The organism is Embleya scabrispora (assembly GCF_002024165.1).
GTDB lineage: Bacteria > Actinomycetota > Actinomycetes > Streptomycetales > Streptomycetaceae > Embleya > Embleya scabrispora_A.
The window spans coordinates 1,771,466-1,786,176 of the sequence record NZ_MWQN01000001.1 but is presented as its reverse complement, the minus strand read 5'-3'; the positions used below and the strand labels follow the sequence as shown (position 1 = coordinate 1,786,176).

5 protein-coding genes are annotated in these 14,711 nt (G+C 75.4%); all 5 read right to left on the bottom strand.

The window, feature by feature from the left end:
• Nucleotides 1-3: 3 nt before the first annotated feature.
• The 5 genes from B4N89_RS07725 to B4N89_RS51220 are packed head-to-tail and all read right to left on the bottom strand — an operon-like array spanning nt 4 to nt 14,429.
• On the bottom strand, nt 4-1,167 hold the full coding sequence (locus B4N89_RS07725; protein WP_235618517.1) for a glycosyltransferase: 1,164 nt from the start codon (nt 1,165-1,167) through the stop codon (nt 4-6).
• A complete protein-coding gene (locus tag B4N89_RS07720) occupies nt 1,164-2,009 on the bottom strand; it encodes an alpha/beta fold hydrolase (protein ID WP_078975140.1) in 846 nt (281 codons plus the stop codon). Before B4N89_RS07720 ends, B4N89_RS07725 begins: the two co-directional genes overlap by 4 nt.
• Nucleotides 2,006-2,320, bottom strand: a complete 315-nt coding sequence (locus tag B4N89_RS07715; RefSeq protein ID WP_078975139.1) for an acyl carrier protein — start codon at nt 2,318-2,320, stop codon at nt 2,006-2,008. The genes B4N89_RS07720 and B4N89_RS07715 overlap by 4 nt, the downstream gene beginning before the upstream one ends.
• On the bottom strand, nt 2,317-6,828 hold the full coding sequence (locus B4N89_RS07710; protein ID WP_078975137.1) for a type I polyketide synthase: 4,512 nt from the start codon (nt 6,826-6,828) through the stop codon (nt 2,317-2,319). The genes B4N89_RS07715 and B4N89_RS07710 overlap by 4 nt, the downstream gene beginning before the upstream one ends.
• Entirely contained in the window at nt 6,825-14,429 is a 7,605-nt protein-coding gene (locus tag B4N89_RS51220) for a type I polyketide synthase (RefSeq protein ID WP_235618516.1), read from the bottom strand. The genes B4N89_RS07710 and B4N89_RS51220 overlap by 4 nt, the downstream gene beginning before the upstream one ends.
• Nucleotides 14,430-14,711 lie beyond the last annotated feature (282 nt).

Here is a 14,711-nt window from a genome sequence, read left to right as displayed (position 1 = left end):
GATTCAGCACAGCTTCTCCAGACGTTCGGCGGCGGCGTCCGCGCCGCCGGCCGCGGCGAACGAGGCACGGATCCGGGCGGCGCCCGCGCGCAGTTCGGGGCGATCCAGCGCGTCGGTGACGGCCGCGCGCAACTCGGGTACGTGCGCGCGCCCGAAGCGCACCCGGACGCCGGCGCCGGCCGCCACCACCTGGCGTGCCACGATCGGCTGGTCGTCCCGGATCGGGGCGAGCACCAGCGGCAGCCCGAACGCCAGCGCCTCGCACACCGTGTTGTGGCCGCCGTGCGTGACCACCGCGTCCAGGTGCGGGAGCAGGGCCAGTTGCGGGACGAACTCGCGGACCAGGACGTGTTCGGCGGGCGCCCCGGCCAGCCGCTCCGGCGCGGCCAGGATCACCTGGACTCGATCGGCGAGCGGGCGGGTGGCGGCCACCACGGCCGGATAGAACCGGTCGCCGGCCTCGCGGTTGAGCGTGCCGAGCGAGACCAGGACGTGCCGCCGGTCCGGATCGAGCCGGTCCCACGGGAAGTCCACCGTCGCCGGTCGACGGCCGAACGCCGGGCCCACGTAGCAGTGGTGCGCCGGGACCGGATCGGTCAGGCCGACCAGTTCCGGCGTCGAGAAGACCAGTACCAGCCGGGGCGAGAAGCGCGGATCGCAATCGGCGGGTACGCCGGCGGCCACCGCCGCCTCGGCGATCCGGGTCCGCACCCAGTCGTCGATCTTCGGGAACCCCACCAGCGGCCGGGTGAACTCGGCCGAGGTGGTCGCCGAAGTCGCCCACGGGATGCCGGCCTTCACGGCGACGAAGGCGCCGGCGAAGGTCTGCTGGTCGGCCACGACCACATCCGGTCGGTAGCCGGCCACGGCCGCCGCGACCCCGGGCAGCATGGTGTGCGCGAGCGGAACCAGGGTCTCCTCGACCAGGAAGCGCAACGCGCCCACCCCGCGCAGCCGCTGCCACCTCGCGTGCAGTCGGGCGTAGCCGCCGGGGGCGCCGGGGGAATCGGCGGTGGCGAACAACCGGGCGCCCAGCGGCAACAGGTCCAGGATCTCCGGCGGCCCGCACCACACCGCCTCGTGCCCGCGCTCGGCGAGTGCGGCGGCGACCGCGACGGTGGGGTTGACGTGGCCGGCGAACGGCGGCACCACGAACATGACTCTCATCGGCCGGCCCCGGGCCGCACCGTGACCGGCTCGTGCCGGGGCAACCAGTCGAGCAGCGCGGCCAGGACGGGCGCGGTGGCCTCGCGCAACACGGTGTGCGCGACACCGGGCAGCACGGTGAGCGTGCAGTGCGGGAGCAACTCGGCCAACCGCCGTGCGGGCGGGGCCAGTTCGGACAACTCGCCGTACAGGGCGAGCACCGGACAGGCCACCTCGGCGAGTTCGGCCTCGCTCGGGGCGGGTGGCAGGGTGACGTCCTCGATCAGGGTCGTGCCGTTCAGGAGCGCGTCGGCGCCGGCCCGCAGTCGGGCCGTCTTGCGCGCGGGCCCCACGGGCAGCCGCTCCGGGCCCGGATGCGCCGCCAGGCCGAGCGCGGCCAGGTTGAGCGTGTTGGCCATCTCCTCGACCCAGCCGCCCGCGTACGGTTCGGCGCCGGCCGGGACGTCCAGGCACTGTCCCTCGATCAGCACCAGGCTCGCCACCAGGTCGGGTTTCGACCGGGCCGCGCGCAGCGCGATCAGGCCGCCGAAGCTGTTGCCGACCAGGTGTACCGGGGTCGGCACGGCGCACGCGTCGAGCAGCGCGGCCAGATCGGCGACCGCGGTGTCCGGGTCGTATCCGCTCCGGGGCCGCTCGGTGCGGCCGTGTCCGCGCTGGTCGTAGAGCACGACCTCGGCGCCCGCGCGGGCGACCGGTGCGGCGAGCGTGTAGTAGAAGCTGGAGAGGTTGTCCAGCACCAGACCGTGCAGGAAGACCACCGGCGTGCGCAGTACGGGACGGTCGGCGGGCGGGGACAACCGCTGGACGTGGAAGCGCAGGCCGTTCGCGTGCACCTCGCTCATCGACCGGCACCACCGACGGCCTCGGCGCGGGTACAGGCCGCGATGTGCTCGACCAGGCGACCGACCGTCATCGCCATGATCTCCTCGATCTCCAGGTCGGCGAGGAAGGCGATGAAGTCGACCCGGTCGCCGTAGCGCTCCTGGAGCCGACCGGCCAGCGCGACGAACTCGATGCTCTCCAGGGCCAAATCGTCGTCGAAGCCGCTGTCCGGGGTGATCTCGGCGGCGATCAGCAGTTCCTCGCCGACGATCTCGGCGAGCATCCCGGCCACCTCGGCCAGGATCCGGTCCGCGTGCGGGTCCGCGCTCATCGGGTGCTCCCATGTGAGGTGGTGGACGTTCCTGGTTGCCGGGTGCTCGTCCACGCGACCACGTAGTGGTCGATCCGGGTGCCGTCGGGATCGGGAACGTCCCGGGTGTGGACGAGGAGTTCGGCGCCGCCGGCCTCGGCGGGGCGCACGGACAACTCGGCCGCGTGCGGGCCGAGGGGCCGGGCCGAGGTGACCACGTGGTCCGTGCCGGTCGCTCGGCCGGCCGCTTCCCCGGCGCAGCGAAAACGCAGCGCCCACAGCCCGCGCGGTTCCGTGTCGGATCCCACGAGCGAGGCCGGCCATTCGCCGTCCGGTGTGCCGGACGCCGGGGACGGGCCGTCGGGGTCGAGGCGGGCGACGGCGATGCCGAGTGGCGCCGGGCCCGCGACGGCCACCCCCAAGCGGTGGTCGTGCGCGATGGAGACGTGCAGCGGGGTCGGTGCGGGGGCGTCGGGCTCGGCGACCACGTGCGCGAGCGGGCGGCCGGGGTCGGCGGTGTCGATCCGGACCTGGGCGGGGTACAGCGGGCCGTGCCCGTGCGCCCACATGTGTTGCCGGGCCGCGTCCTTGGCCGCGACCCGCCGGAGCAGCCATCCTCGGCGGTCCCGGGGCGCTTGGGCGGCGAACTCGGCCCGTTCGGCGGTGTCCAGGTAGCGCCGGGTCACCAGGTCCTGCGCGGCGGGGTCGGGCCACCGGGTGCGCAGCAGGCACCAGCCCTCCGGCTGCGGTTCGGCGATGCCGGTGGTGTGCGGGGTGAACTTCATCGGCCACACCCGCTCGTCGGCGGCGAACCGGCGATAGACCCAGTCGCGCACCCGGATCCGCACCGCGCCGGTACCGGGGTCGACCAACTCGACGTCGCCGCGCACCGTGGTGGGCCCGACCTCCCGGATCCGGGCGGTGGCCAGCAACCGGGCGCCCGGCTCGGGTTCCGGTCCGTACCCGTCGATCGCCGCCACCGACATCGGGAACACCAGGCGGTCCGTGGTCAACCGCAACTGCATCCAGTGGCCCAGCAGTTGCCCGGCCGCGTCCAGGAGCGCACCGGGCGCCGGCAGTGCGCGCAGGATGCCCCGGATGCCGTCGTCGGCGACGGTCAACACCTGGTCGACCCCGGCGAATCCGGGTCCGTGGAACATCCAGCGGTCCCCGTACAGATCCGGCGCGCGCACCGGCGCGGGGCCCTCGCCGGTCAGCGGTGCGCGGTCGGGGGTCGGCGCGGCGCGGACGGCGGCCTCGTCCGCGAGCAGCACCTCGGCGGACATGTACCGGCCGAACGCGATCCGGATCCGGTCCGAGTCCACGGAGGTGCGGATCAGTTCGGTGTCGGTCGGCGGGGCCACCGGCAACCAGCGCAGGGAACGGACGTCCCGATACCCGACGACCACCCGGCCCGGCCCCGCCGCGCTCAGGGCCTCGTCGCCGGCCAGCCGGATCAGCGTGGTCATCGGCACCACCGGGAACCGATCCGCCGGGTCCGGCCACCACTCGGGCTGCTCGTAGACGCAGTGGTCGCGGACGTAGGGGTGGTCGACCAGCGAGAAGCGGTACGCCCGGCGCGAGTCGCCGGCGGGCGGCGGCGCGGGCAACCCGGGTGCGTCGGCTTCGCCGACCCTTCCGGCTGCCAGGGCGGCCGCGGCCACCGTGCGCTCGGCCTCGGCGAGCGTCGCGTGAAAGGCCGCGAGCACCGGATGCGCGGAGCCGGTGGGCGGGCGGGACGCACCGGTCAACCGCAGCGGGCCGGCGGCCGGTCCCAACGCGACCACCGGGGACCCGAGATCGAGTCGGACGACCGGCCCGGCGGGCGGCGCGACGGCGGCGCGGTCGACGGCGGGCCCGGACTCCCGCCCGGTCGCGGGCAGGCCCGTTCGCACCGGCTCCCGCGCCTCGATCGCCGCGCCCTCCACCCACAGCGCCGCCACCGCTCGGCGAAAGCCCGCCAGGCCCGGGCGCAGTGTGGAGTGGGCGGCCACGGCCAGCGCGTCACAGCCGCGCAGGGTGTCGTGTACGAAGCCGACCAAACTGCCCGCGCCCGGCTGGACGAACACCCGTACACCGCCCGCGTACAGCTCCTCGATCAGCTCCCTGAACCGGACCGGTTCGAGGAGATGACGCACGGTCAGTTCGCGCACCGAAGCGGCGTCCGTCGGATACGGCGCGATGGAGGTAGCGGACCACACCGGCAGGCACGGGGCACACAGCGGCAGTTGCTCGAACGCGTCGGCCACCTGTCCGAGGTAGGGCGCCCACATCGGGGTGTGGAAGCCGGAGCGGAACGGCAGTTCGCCGCCCATCACACCCTCTCGACGCAGCCGGCCCAGCACCTCGGTGACGGCGTCGGCCGGTCCGCACACCACGCTCTGGTTCGGGCAGTTGTCGTGTGAGACCACCACCGGCTCGGCGCCGACGTGCCGTTCGGCGACCGCGACCCCGCAGCCCACCGCCGCGTAGACCAGGTCCGGAACGTCCAGCGAATCCGGTCGCAGCGACGCGAGGAAGCCGTCCACCGCCGTGCGCGGGTACATGCCGGCGACCACCATCGCGGTCCACTCGCCCATGCTGTGCCCGGCCAGCAGATCCGGTACCAGGCCGGCGCGTTCGAATTCGGCGGCCAGGAACCGGCCGGCCGTCAGCGCGTCCACCGCCCGGCCGACCAGGTCCTCGGCGCCGGTCGACTCGGGCCGGGGTCGGCCGTACGCGTCGGCCAGGTCGTCCAGGCGCGGCGACATCTCCGGCTCCAGACCGGGGAACAGGAACGCGACCCGTCCCGGATTCACCGCGTGCGACCCGAGTAGCGGGCGCGGGGTGAACCAGATCTCGGCCCGGCCGCGCCACGGCACTCCGCGCTCCACGGCACGCGCGGCCAGCGCGAGCCGCTTCGGCGTCGGATCCGCGACCGCGAGCCGACAGGGCCCGGCGGACGTGTTCGACCCGGTCCGCGCCGCCCGCCCGGCGGCCCGGTCGGCGAGCAGGCGCAACAACTCGGGCACCGAATCGGCGGCCAGGGTGAGTACATCGGGCAGCCGGCCCTCTCCCGCCGACCGCCCGCTCCCGATCGGCAGCGCCACCGCCCGCCCCGCCGGCGGCTGTTCCAGCACCGCGTGCGCGTTGACCCCGCCGAAACCGAACGCGTCGACCGCCGCCAGCCGCCCGCCCGCCGGGTTGACCGGCCACGCCTCGGCCCGACCCTGCGGACGCATCCGGGTGCCGGCGAAGCCCGGATGCGGGTCGTCGACATGCAGGGTCGGCGGCAACGTGCGGTGGTGCAGGGCCAGTGCCGCCTTGAGCAGACCGGCCATTCCCGACGCCTGCATCGTGTGCCCGATGTTGGACTTGATCGTGCCGAGCGCGACATCGGCCGGCCGGTCGCCCACGCGCGGCCCGAAAACTTTCCCCAGCGTGACGAGTTCCGCTTCGTCACCGACCGGGGTACCGGTCCCGTGCGCCTCGACCAGACCGAGCAGATCCGGCTCCGTCGGATCCAACCCGGCGGCGCGCCACGCCTGTTCCAGCGCCCGAACCTGGCCGTCCACCAGCGGACTCAGCAGGCTCGCGGCCCGGCCGTCACTCGACACGCCCACGCCGCGAACCACCGCGTACACCCGGTCGCCGTCGCGTTCGGCGTCGGCGAAGCGCTTGAGCAGCACCGCGCCGGTGCCCTCGGCGATCAGCGTGCCGTCGGCCGTCCGATCGAACGGCCGAATGTGCTCGCTCGCGCTGAGCGCCCGCAACTGGGTGAACACGCTCCACAGCGTGGCGATGTGGCAGTGGTGCGCGGCACCCGCGATCACCGCGTCGCAGCGCCCGGACCGCAACTCCGCGGCGGCCTGGTCCAGGGCGAGCAGCGAGGTCGCGCAGGCCGCGTCCAGCGTGTAGGCGGGACCGCCCAGGTCGAGCCGGTTGGCGATCCGGGACGCGGTGAAACTCGGCACCAGGCCGATCGACGCCTCGGGTTGCTCGGGGCCGAGCGACGCCTGAAACGCCTCCCGGATCGCGGCTACTCGGGTCTCGTCCAACTCCGGCGCCAACTCTTCGAGCAGGGAAGTCAGTTGGTACGCCGTGCGCACCCGCTGGTCGAGTCGGGCGGTGGCCACGCCCATGTAGCCGCCGCGTCCGAAGACCACGCCGACCCGGGACCGGTCCGGCAGGCGGCCCTCGCCACCCGCGTCGGCGATCGCCTCGGCGGCGGCGCGCAGTGCGAGCAACTGGTCCGGTTCGGCGCCGGCGACCACGGCGGGCATGATGCCGAAGCGCACCGGATCGAACGTGGCCAGGTCGTCCACGAAACCGCCGCGCCGGCAGTAGAACCGGTCGCCGCGGGCGGGCTCGCCGGCCGTGCCCGGCGCGTAGTGCAGCGCCGGATCCCACCGATGCGGCGGCACGTCGGTGATCGCGTCCACCCCCGACTCGATCAGTCGCCACAACGCGTCGGGTCCGGCCGCGCCCGGGAAGATCGCACCGATTCCGACGATCGCCGCATCATCCGGACCCGGGCCGCGCGCGCTCATCCGGCCACCGACCCGTCGGCCGGCAGGCACACGTACACGGCCTGCGGGCCCTCACCGGCCGCCAGTTCGTCGAGCAGCGCCCGCACGCCGTGCTCCGGATCGATCAACGGCACGCCGCGCCGGGCGTATTCGCGGGCCAGCTCCGCCGTCACCATGCCGCCGCCGGTCGCCGCCCACGGACCCCAGTCGACGGTCACCACGCGCCCGGCCACCGGCGCGAGGATGCCGTCGGACCCGGCCGACCAGTGCCACGCGAGGGTGGCCAGGGCGTCGTTGGCCGCCGCATAGTCGGTCTGGCCCCGATTGCCGTACACCCCGGCCACGCTGCCGAACATGGCCAGGAACGCCGGCGGCGCCAGGGTCGGCCGCAGCGTGCGCAGCGCCGCGACCAGGGCCCGGGCCCCGGCCACCTTCGTGGCGAACACCCGCCGACACGACTGCCCGCTCTTGTCCGCGAGGAGCCGGTCGGCCAGCACACCCGCGCCGTGCACGATGCCGTCCAATCGGCCGTGCCGCTCGGCGATGCCGGCCAGGACCCGGCGGACCGCGTCGGCGTCGGTGACGTCGGCCGCGTGCAGCCGTACCGAGGCGGCGTGCTCGGCCGCCTCGGCCAGCGTGGCCCGCACCTCGCGGCGGTGCAGGATCCGGGTCGACTCCGCCTCGATCCGGGCCGGTTCGCGCATCCCGCTCGCGATCAACGCGGCCCGCAGCGCGGGTGCGTCCGGCGCGGCGGCCGTCGCCTCCGGCTCCGGATCCTCGTCGAGGCCGGTGCGGCCCAGGAGTTCGATGTGGCATCCGGTGGCCCGGGCCAAGCCGATCGCCGCCCGGGCGGTGATGCCCCGCGCGCCGCCGGTCAGCAGCACCACCGAGGCCGGGCCGATGCGCTCGCGCAACAGGGCGTCCCGGTCGGCGGGCGGCAGGTCCGGAAGCGGCGCCGGCCGAGGACGCAGGGTCACCCGGTGTTCCCCGGCCAGGCCGAGCAACACCGGTGCGCCGGGCTCGGGCCGCTCGGGAGTGCGGCCCAGTTCGGTCAGGAGCCGGTGGGCGAGCCCGGCGGGTTCGGCCTTGGCGTCCAGGTCCAGGACCCGCACCACCCGATCGGGATACTCCAGCGCGGCGGCCCGGGCGAACCCGGCCAACCCCGCCCCCGGCACCGGATCCGGCCCGGCGGCCTCCGGACCCCGGCCGAACCGACCGCCGCCGGCGGTGACCAGGAACACCTGCCGTACGCCGGCCACCAGCGCGTCCCGCAACAGCGGGAAGGCGTCCGGGAAAACGGGGTCGGGCCCGTCGGCGAGCGCGCCGAGATGTACGAGCGTGTCCACCTCCGCCCAGCCGGGATCCGCGCCCGCCTCGACCTCGACCCGATCCCGAGCCCGCGCCTCCACGACGACCCCGTGCGCCGCCAGCGCATCTGCCAACGCCCAGGCGATCCCGCCCCCGTCCTCGACCAGCACCACACGCCGGCCGCGCAACCGCCCCTCGGGCGACGGGCCTTCCACGTCCCCGGGAGCCGGGGCGGGCGGCTCCTCGATCGGTACACACTCGACGACATGCCGGGTGGGCCGGCCGGCGAGGGGAGCGGCGGGCTCGTCCGCCATCGGCTCGATCGGCCGTTCCGGCACCGTCCGTTCGTTTCCGGCGGACCCCGCGTCCAGCACCCCGGCCACGATCGCGTCGATCGTCTTGACCCTGGCCAGCCGCTCGATCACCTCCGCGTCGACCGGCTCGGCGTCGACCACGCCCGTGCCCGCGCCGCCGGGGAGGCGCAACCGCAGCGCCAGTTCGCCGATGATCTCGGTGCGTTTGATCGAGTCGACGGACAGGTCCGCCTCCAGGTCCAGGGCCGGATCGAGCATGTCCTTCGGGTAGCCGGTCCGGGTGCCCACGATGTCGAGGACCACGTCCAGCACCTGCGCGCGGGTGAGCGGCCCGTCCGGTGCGTCCGGTGCGTCCGGTTCCAGCCGGACCGGAGCCGGCTCCACCCGCACGGGAGTCGGCTCCGGTCCGAGCGCGATCGGCGGCGACTCGGGAACCCCGCCCGGTACGCCCAGGTAGCCGAGCAGCACCTCGCGCTGTGCGGCGACCGCGGCCCGCGCGCCGGCCAGGTATTCCAGCAGCACCGCGTCCCGGGCCGAGGCCTTCGGCACACCCGGTTCGGCCACCGGCCCGAAGGACAGCGGGGCCATCGGGGTCGCCGGGCGCAGCCCGCCCGGCACCGGCCGGCCGTCGGCGGTCCGCACCAGATGGCCGTCCACCGTCCAGGCCGGTCGCGGGCCGGGCGCGACGTCCTCCGGCCGCACGCGCCCGGCCAGGCCGCCCGCGACCCGCACCGGCACGCCGGCGACGGCCAGTTCGGCGAGTGCGGTGAGCAGTCGGCGCAGGCCGTCCTCGCCGGGGACGTCGCAGGCCACCGCGGTATGCGGCCGGTCGCCGAGGATCGCCCCGACCATGCCGGTCAGCGCCCGACCCGGTCCGGCCTCGACGAAGATCCGCACCCCCGCCGCGTACATCGCCTCGATCTGCTCGGCGAACCGCACCGGCTCGGCCACCTGACGGGCCATCAACGCCCGGATGTCGGCGGGCGCGTCCGGGTAGCGCGCCGCGGTGCCGTTGGACCACACCGGGATCCTGGGCGGACGTACGTCCAAGTCCGCGACGGCGGCCGCGAGGGTGTCGGCCGCCGCCGCGACCACGGGACTGTGGAACGCGCACGCCACCGGCAGCCGCCGGGCCGACAAGCCCGCATCGGCCAGCGCGGCGATCGCCGAGGTCAGGGCCGCCTCGGGGCCGGACACCACGGTCTGGGTCGGCGTATTGCGGTTCGCGAGCACCACGCCGTCGATCCCGGCCAGCACCTCCGCCACCCGGTCCGCGCCGGCCGTCACCGCCGCCATCGCGCCGGGTTCCGCGCCGGCGGCGGCCAGCACCGCCGCCGCGCGCACCTCGCCGAGCCGGCCCAGGTCCCCGGTGGCCAGCACGCCCGCCGACCACAACGCGGCCACCTCGCCGTAGCTGTGCCCCGCGACCTGGTCCGGCCACACCCCGAACCGGTCGAGCAGCCGGGTCAGCGCGACCGCCGCCACCCCGAGCGCGGGCTGCGCACGGCGGGTGTCGGTGAGTCGCGCCGCCTGCGCGGCCCGCTCCTCCGCGTCGAAGGCCGCCGCCGGAAACATGGCCCGCACACACTCCGGATCGATGCCCCGCAGCCCGTCGCACAGTTCGGGAAACCGGGCGAACAGATCGGCCAGCATCCCCGGCCGCTGACTCCCCTGCCCGGGATACAAAAACGCCACCTGCCCACCCGTCCCGGCCCACGAGGCACCACCGACTCCGGCGCCTCCCCGTACGCCCGCCTCGCTGCCGAGCTCCGGGTCCAACCGGTCACCCGGCCGTACGCCCGCGCCGGTGCCGAGCCCCGGATCCGAGCCGGCGCCCACTTCGGTGCCGACCCCTGCGTCCAACCCGGCGCCCGCCCGGATGCCTGCTTCGGTGTCGAGCGCCAGACCCAATGCGGCGCCCGCCCGTACGCCTGCTTCGGTGTCGAGCGCCGGACCCAATGCGGTGTCCGGCCGCATGCCTGTTTCGGTGTCGAGTCGCGGGTCCAACGCGGTGTCCGGCCGCATGCCTGTTTCGGTGTCGAGTCGCGGGTCCAACGCGGCGCCCGGCCGTACGCCTGTTTCGGTGTCGAGTCCCGGGTCCAACGCGGCGCCCGGCCGTACGCCTGTTTCGGTGTCGAGTCCCGGGTCCAACGCGGCGCCCGGCCGTACGCCCGCCTCGCTGCCGAGTCCCGGGTCCAACGCGGTGTCCGGCCGCATGCCTGTTTCGGTGCCGAGTCCCGTGTGCAACCCGGCGTCCGGCCCTACACCCGCTTCGGGTCCGAGCCCTGCGCCCAGTGCGACGTCCGGCCGTACGACCGCTCCGGTCCCCGACCCGGCCTCCGCCTCCGCTCCGGTCGCTGCCTCCTTCCGGTGGAAGATCTCGCCCGCGGGGTCGACCGCGCCCGCTCGGGCCAGGGTCAGCTTCACCCGCAGGTCCGCGTGATCGGCCGCGACGAGGGCGATCTGCACCGGGGCTTCGGCGGCCCCGCGGGCATCGGCGTCCGACCTGGGCTCGACCGCTTCGTCCGCGAGCGCCGCCAGGCCCCGCAGCGGCAGGTCCTCGTCCGCGTCCAGCCGCGCCGCCAGCCGGTCGAGCGCCGCGTGGGCCGCGGCCCGGTCCGTGCCGCGGAAGCAGAACAGCTCGACCGGCCACGCGGCGTCCGCGCCCCCCGGCCCACCCGCGCCGACCGGCTCCGAACCGGCCAGCACCGCGTGGAAGTTGGTGCCCCCGAAGCCGAACGCACTGACCCCGGCGATGCGTTCGCCCACCGGCGCCGTCCACGGCCGGGCCCGGTTGTCGAACACGAACGGCCCCGCGTCCGGAGGTCGGCGCAGATGCAGCGTCGGCGGGTGCACCCCGAAGTGCACCGCAAGCGCCGCCTTGGCCAACCCCGCCAGGCCCGCCGCACACTTCGTGTGGCCGATCTGCGACTTCACCGAGCCCACCGCGCAGGCGCCGGGAGCCGCCCCGTGCGCCGTGAACACCTCGGTCAGGGTGTCCAGCTCGGCCCGGTCGCCGACCACCGTCCCCGTGCCGTGCGCCTCGACCAGGCCGACCCGCGCCGGCGAGACCCCGGCCGCCCGGTAGGCGCGTTCCAGCGCCCGCCGCTGGCCCTCGGGGCGCGGCGCGGTCAACCCGAGCGAGCGCCCGTCGCTGGACCCGCCGACGCCCTTGACCACCGCGTAGATTCGGTCGCCGTCCCGTTCGGCGTCCGCGAGCCGCTTGAGCAGCACGCACACCGCGCCCTCGCCCAGCGCGATCCCGTCCGCGTCCGCGTCGAACGTCGCGCACCGCCCGGTCGGCGACAGGGCCCGCACCGAGGAGAACATCAGGTAGTCGTTGATCCCGTTGTGGGTGTCCACCCCGCCGCACAGGACCAGATCGCTGGACCCGGTGTTCAGTTCCTTGCACGCCAGGTCGAGCGCGGCCAGGGACGCCGCGCACGCGGCGTCCACGGTGAAGTTGACCCCGCCCAGATCGAGCCGGTTCGCGATCCGGCCGGCGATCACGTTGGCCAGCACGCCGGGAAAGGAGTCCTCGGTGGGAGTGGGCAGTTGCCGATCCAGATCGGCCGGCAACGCGCCGAAGTACCCCGGGAACAGCGCCCGGAACCCGTACGCGCCCGCCAGGTCGGTGCCCGCCTCGGCGCCGAAGATCACCGAGGTCCGCTCCCGGGCGAAGGCCCGCCCGGGACCGTAGCCGGCATCGGCCAGCGCCCCCGAGGCCACGTGCAACGCCAGCAGCTGGGCCGGTTCGATCGCGGCCAGCGAGGCCGGCGGGATGCCGTAGCCGGTCGCGTCGAAGCCGATCGCGGGTACGAACCCGCCCCACTTGGACGGCGTCCGCCCGGCCGGGACGGCCCCCGGCGCCGCACCGCGGACCGAACCGCGCGCGGTCGCGCCCGGTTCGGCGCTCGGCGCGAAGTACCGCTCCACGTCCCAACGTTCGCGCGGGACCTCGGTCACCGCGTCCACGCCGGCCAGGATGTTGCGCCAATAGCTCGCCAGGTCCGGCGCGCCGGGAAGCACGCACGCCATGCCCACGATCGCCACATCCTGCGGTCGGGGCGGGGCCGGTCGGTCCACCCCGCCCACCTCGCGCACCCGGCGGGCCAACCACGCGGCCGACCCGGCGGTGACCTCGCGATGCAGCGCGGCCACGTCGGTCGGCGCGGACCGCAACACCGCGGCCTGGCCCAGCATGAACATGCCCTCGCGGCGCTGCACGTCCGCGTCCACCGCGACCAGCTTGTCCGCCTCCCGGCGCAGCCCCTTGCCGGCAATGCGCAACCGGCCCAGGTTCAACCGCTCCAACTCCGCCCACATCTCGCGGGCCGGCACCCCGCGCGACTCCAGTTCGCGCCGACGGGCCTCGAACGCGGCCACGAATGGCGTGCCGGCGCAGCGGGTGGCATGCCCGGGCGCGGTCTGGACCAGCGCGGTCGACGCGCACTCGACCGCCGCGGCCTGGAACCCGGGCACGATCGCCCCGCCCGCCACCGCCTCCCGGGTGAACAGGTACGCGGTGCCCATCAGCACACCGACCGAGGCCCCGCGCTCGACCAGCGGCGCCGTCGCCGCGGCCACCATCGCCGCCGAGCGCGCGTCGTGGATCCCGCCCGCGAACAGCAGGTCCAACCCGGCCGCGCCGCCGTGCCGTTCGGCGAACGCGAGCAGCGTGTCCACCTGGGTCTCCCACAGCGGGAAACTGGCGCGCGGCCCGACGTGCCCACCGCATTCGGTGCCCTCGAAGACGAATCGCCGGGCGCCCTCGCGCAGGAACTGGCTCAGCAGCCCGGGCGAGGGCGCGTGCAGGTAGGTGCGGATCCCGGCGGCCTCCAACGGTGCGGCCCGATCCGGCCGACCACCCGCGATCAGCGCGTACGGCGGGCGGGCGGCGAGCACCGCGGCCACCTGCTCCTCGCGCAACTCCGGCGGCGCGAAGCCGAGCAGGCCCGCCCCCCACGGCAGGTCGCCGAGCAGCGCACCGGTCTCCGCGAGCAATGCGCGTACCTCGCGGCCGCGCAGCAGGGACAGCGCCAGGAACGGCAATCCGCCCGCCCGGGCCACCTCGTGGGCGAAGGCGGCCCGATCGCTCACCCGCGTCATCGGTCCCTGGACCGGCCGCAGTCGCGCACCGTGCCGGGCGGCCGAGGCCAGGTGGCCCACGATCGCCTCGCGCACCGCGCACACCACCCGACCGGCGGTGCCGTGCCGATCCGCGAGCCGGGCGGCCGACCCGCCGTCCTGCCCGACGGGCAACAACTCGCGACGCAGTCCGCCCGCGCCCAGCACGAGGCCGAGATCGCCGGACGCAGATGCGACGAGGCGGTCGATCGGCAGATCCGGCCGGCGATAGACCCGATGGCCCCGGATCACGACCGTCTCGCTGCCGTCCATCGCCCGTACCGCCGCGGCCACATCCGCCGGCAGCGTGCTCTCCGCCACCAGGGCCAACTGGGTGTCGAGCAGCACCCCGGCGGCGCCGCCCGCGACCGCCGCGGCGGCGGTGTGCGGCCCGATCCCGCCGGCCGCCCAGACCGGCACCGTCACCCGGGCGTCCGCGAGCAACTGCTGCAGCAGGACGAACGTGGTCAACTCACCGCATCGGCCGCCGCTTTCGGCACCGCGCGCGACCACCCCAGCCGCGCCGCCGGCCACCGCCGCGTGCGCCTGCTCGGCGCTCGTGACCTCGACCAGGACCCGCCGTCCGGGGCCGGCGTCGGCGATCGACCACGGCGCGTCGGGCGCGAGCAGCACCACGTCCACCCGCTCCGGCAACTCCCGCGGCCCGAGCGGACAACCCACCGGTACCCGCACCCCGAAGCACGCCAGCGCGGACGCCCGGGCCAACTCGGCCAGCGCCGGTCCGCGTTCCCGGCCGAGGTCGAGCACCGCGAGCGCGCCGGCCCGATGTGCGGCGATCACGAGCGGGGCGTCGGGGCGCCCGAGGGGGCTCACCGCGAGAACCTGGTCGCGACGCGGGGACGTCGACGTCATGGGCAAGTGCCTCCATCCGGGAAACCTGCGAGGGACCGGTCGGTGTGGGCGGCAAGGGGCGCGAACATAGGGGTGGGCATGGCGAATTGCCCCGGCGACGCCCGAGTCGGGGCGTCCGCGGCGGTGGCGGAACGTGCCTGTCGTGGTGGAGCAACGTGCGGGTCGCGGTGGAAAGACCGGGCAACCTTCCAAAGCGGTACGGAGTCGAAAAATCGGTCGCAGTCGAACCACCGCGCCGTATCGTCGGTTTCGGGCATCCAGGAGTCAACGACGAACCGGCCG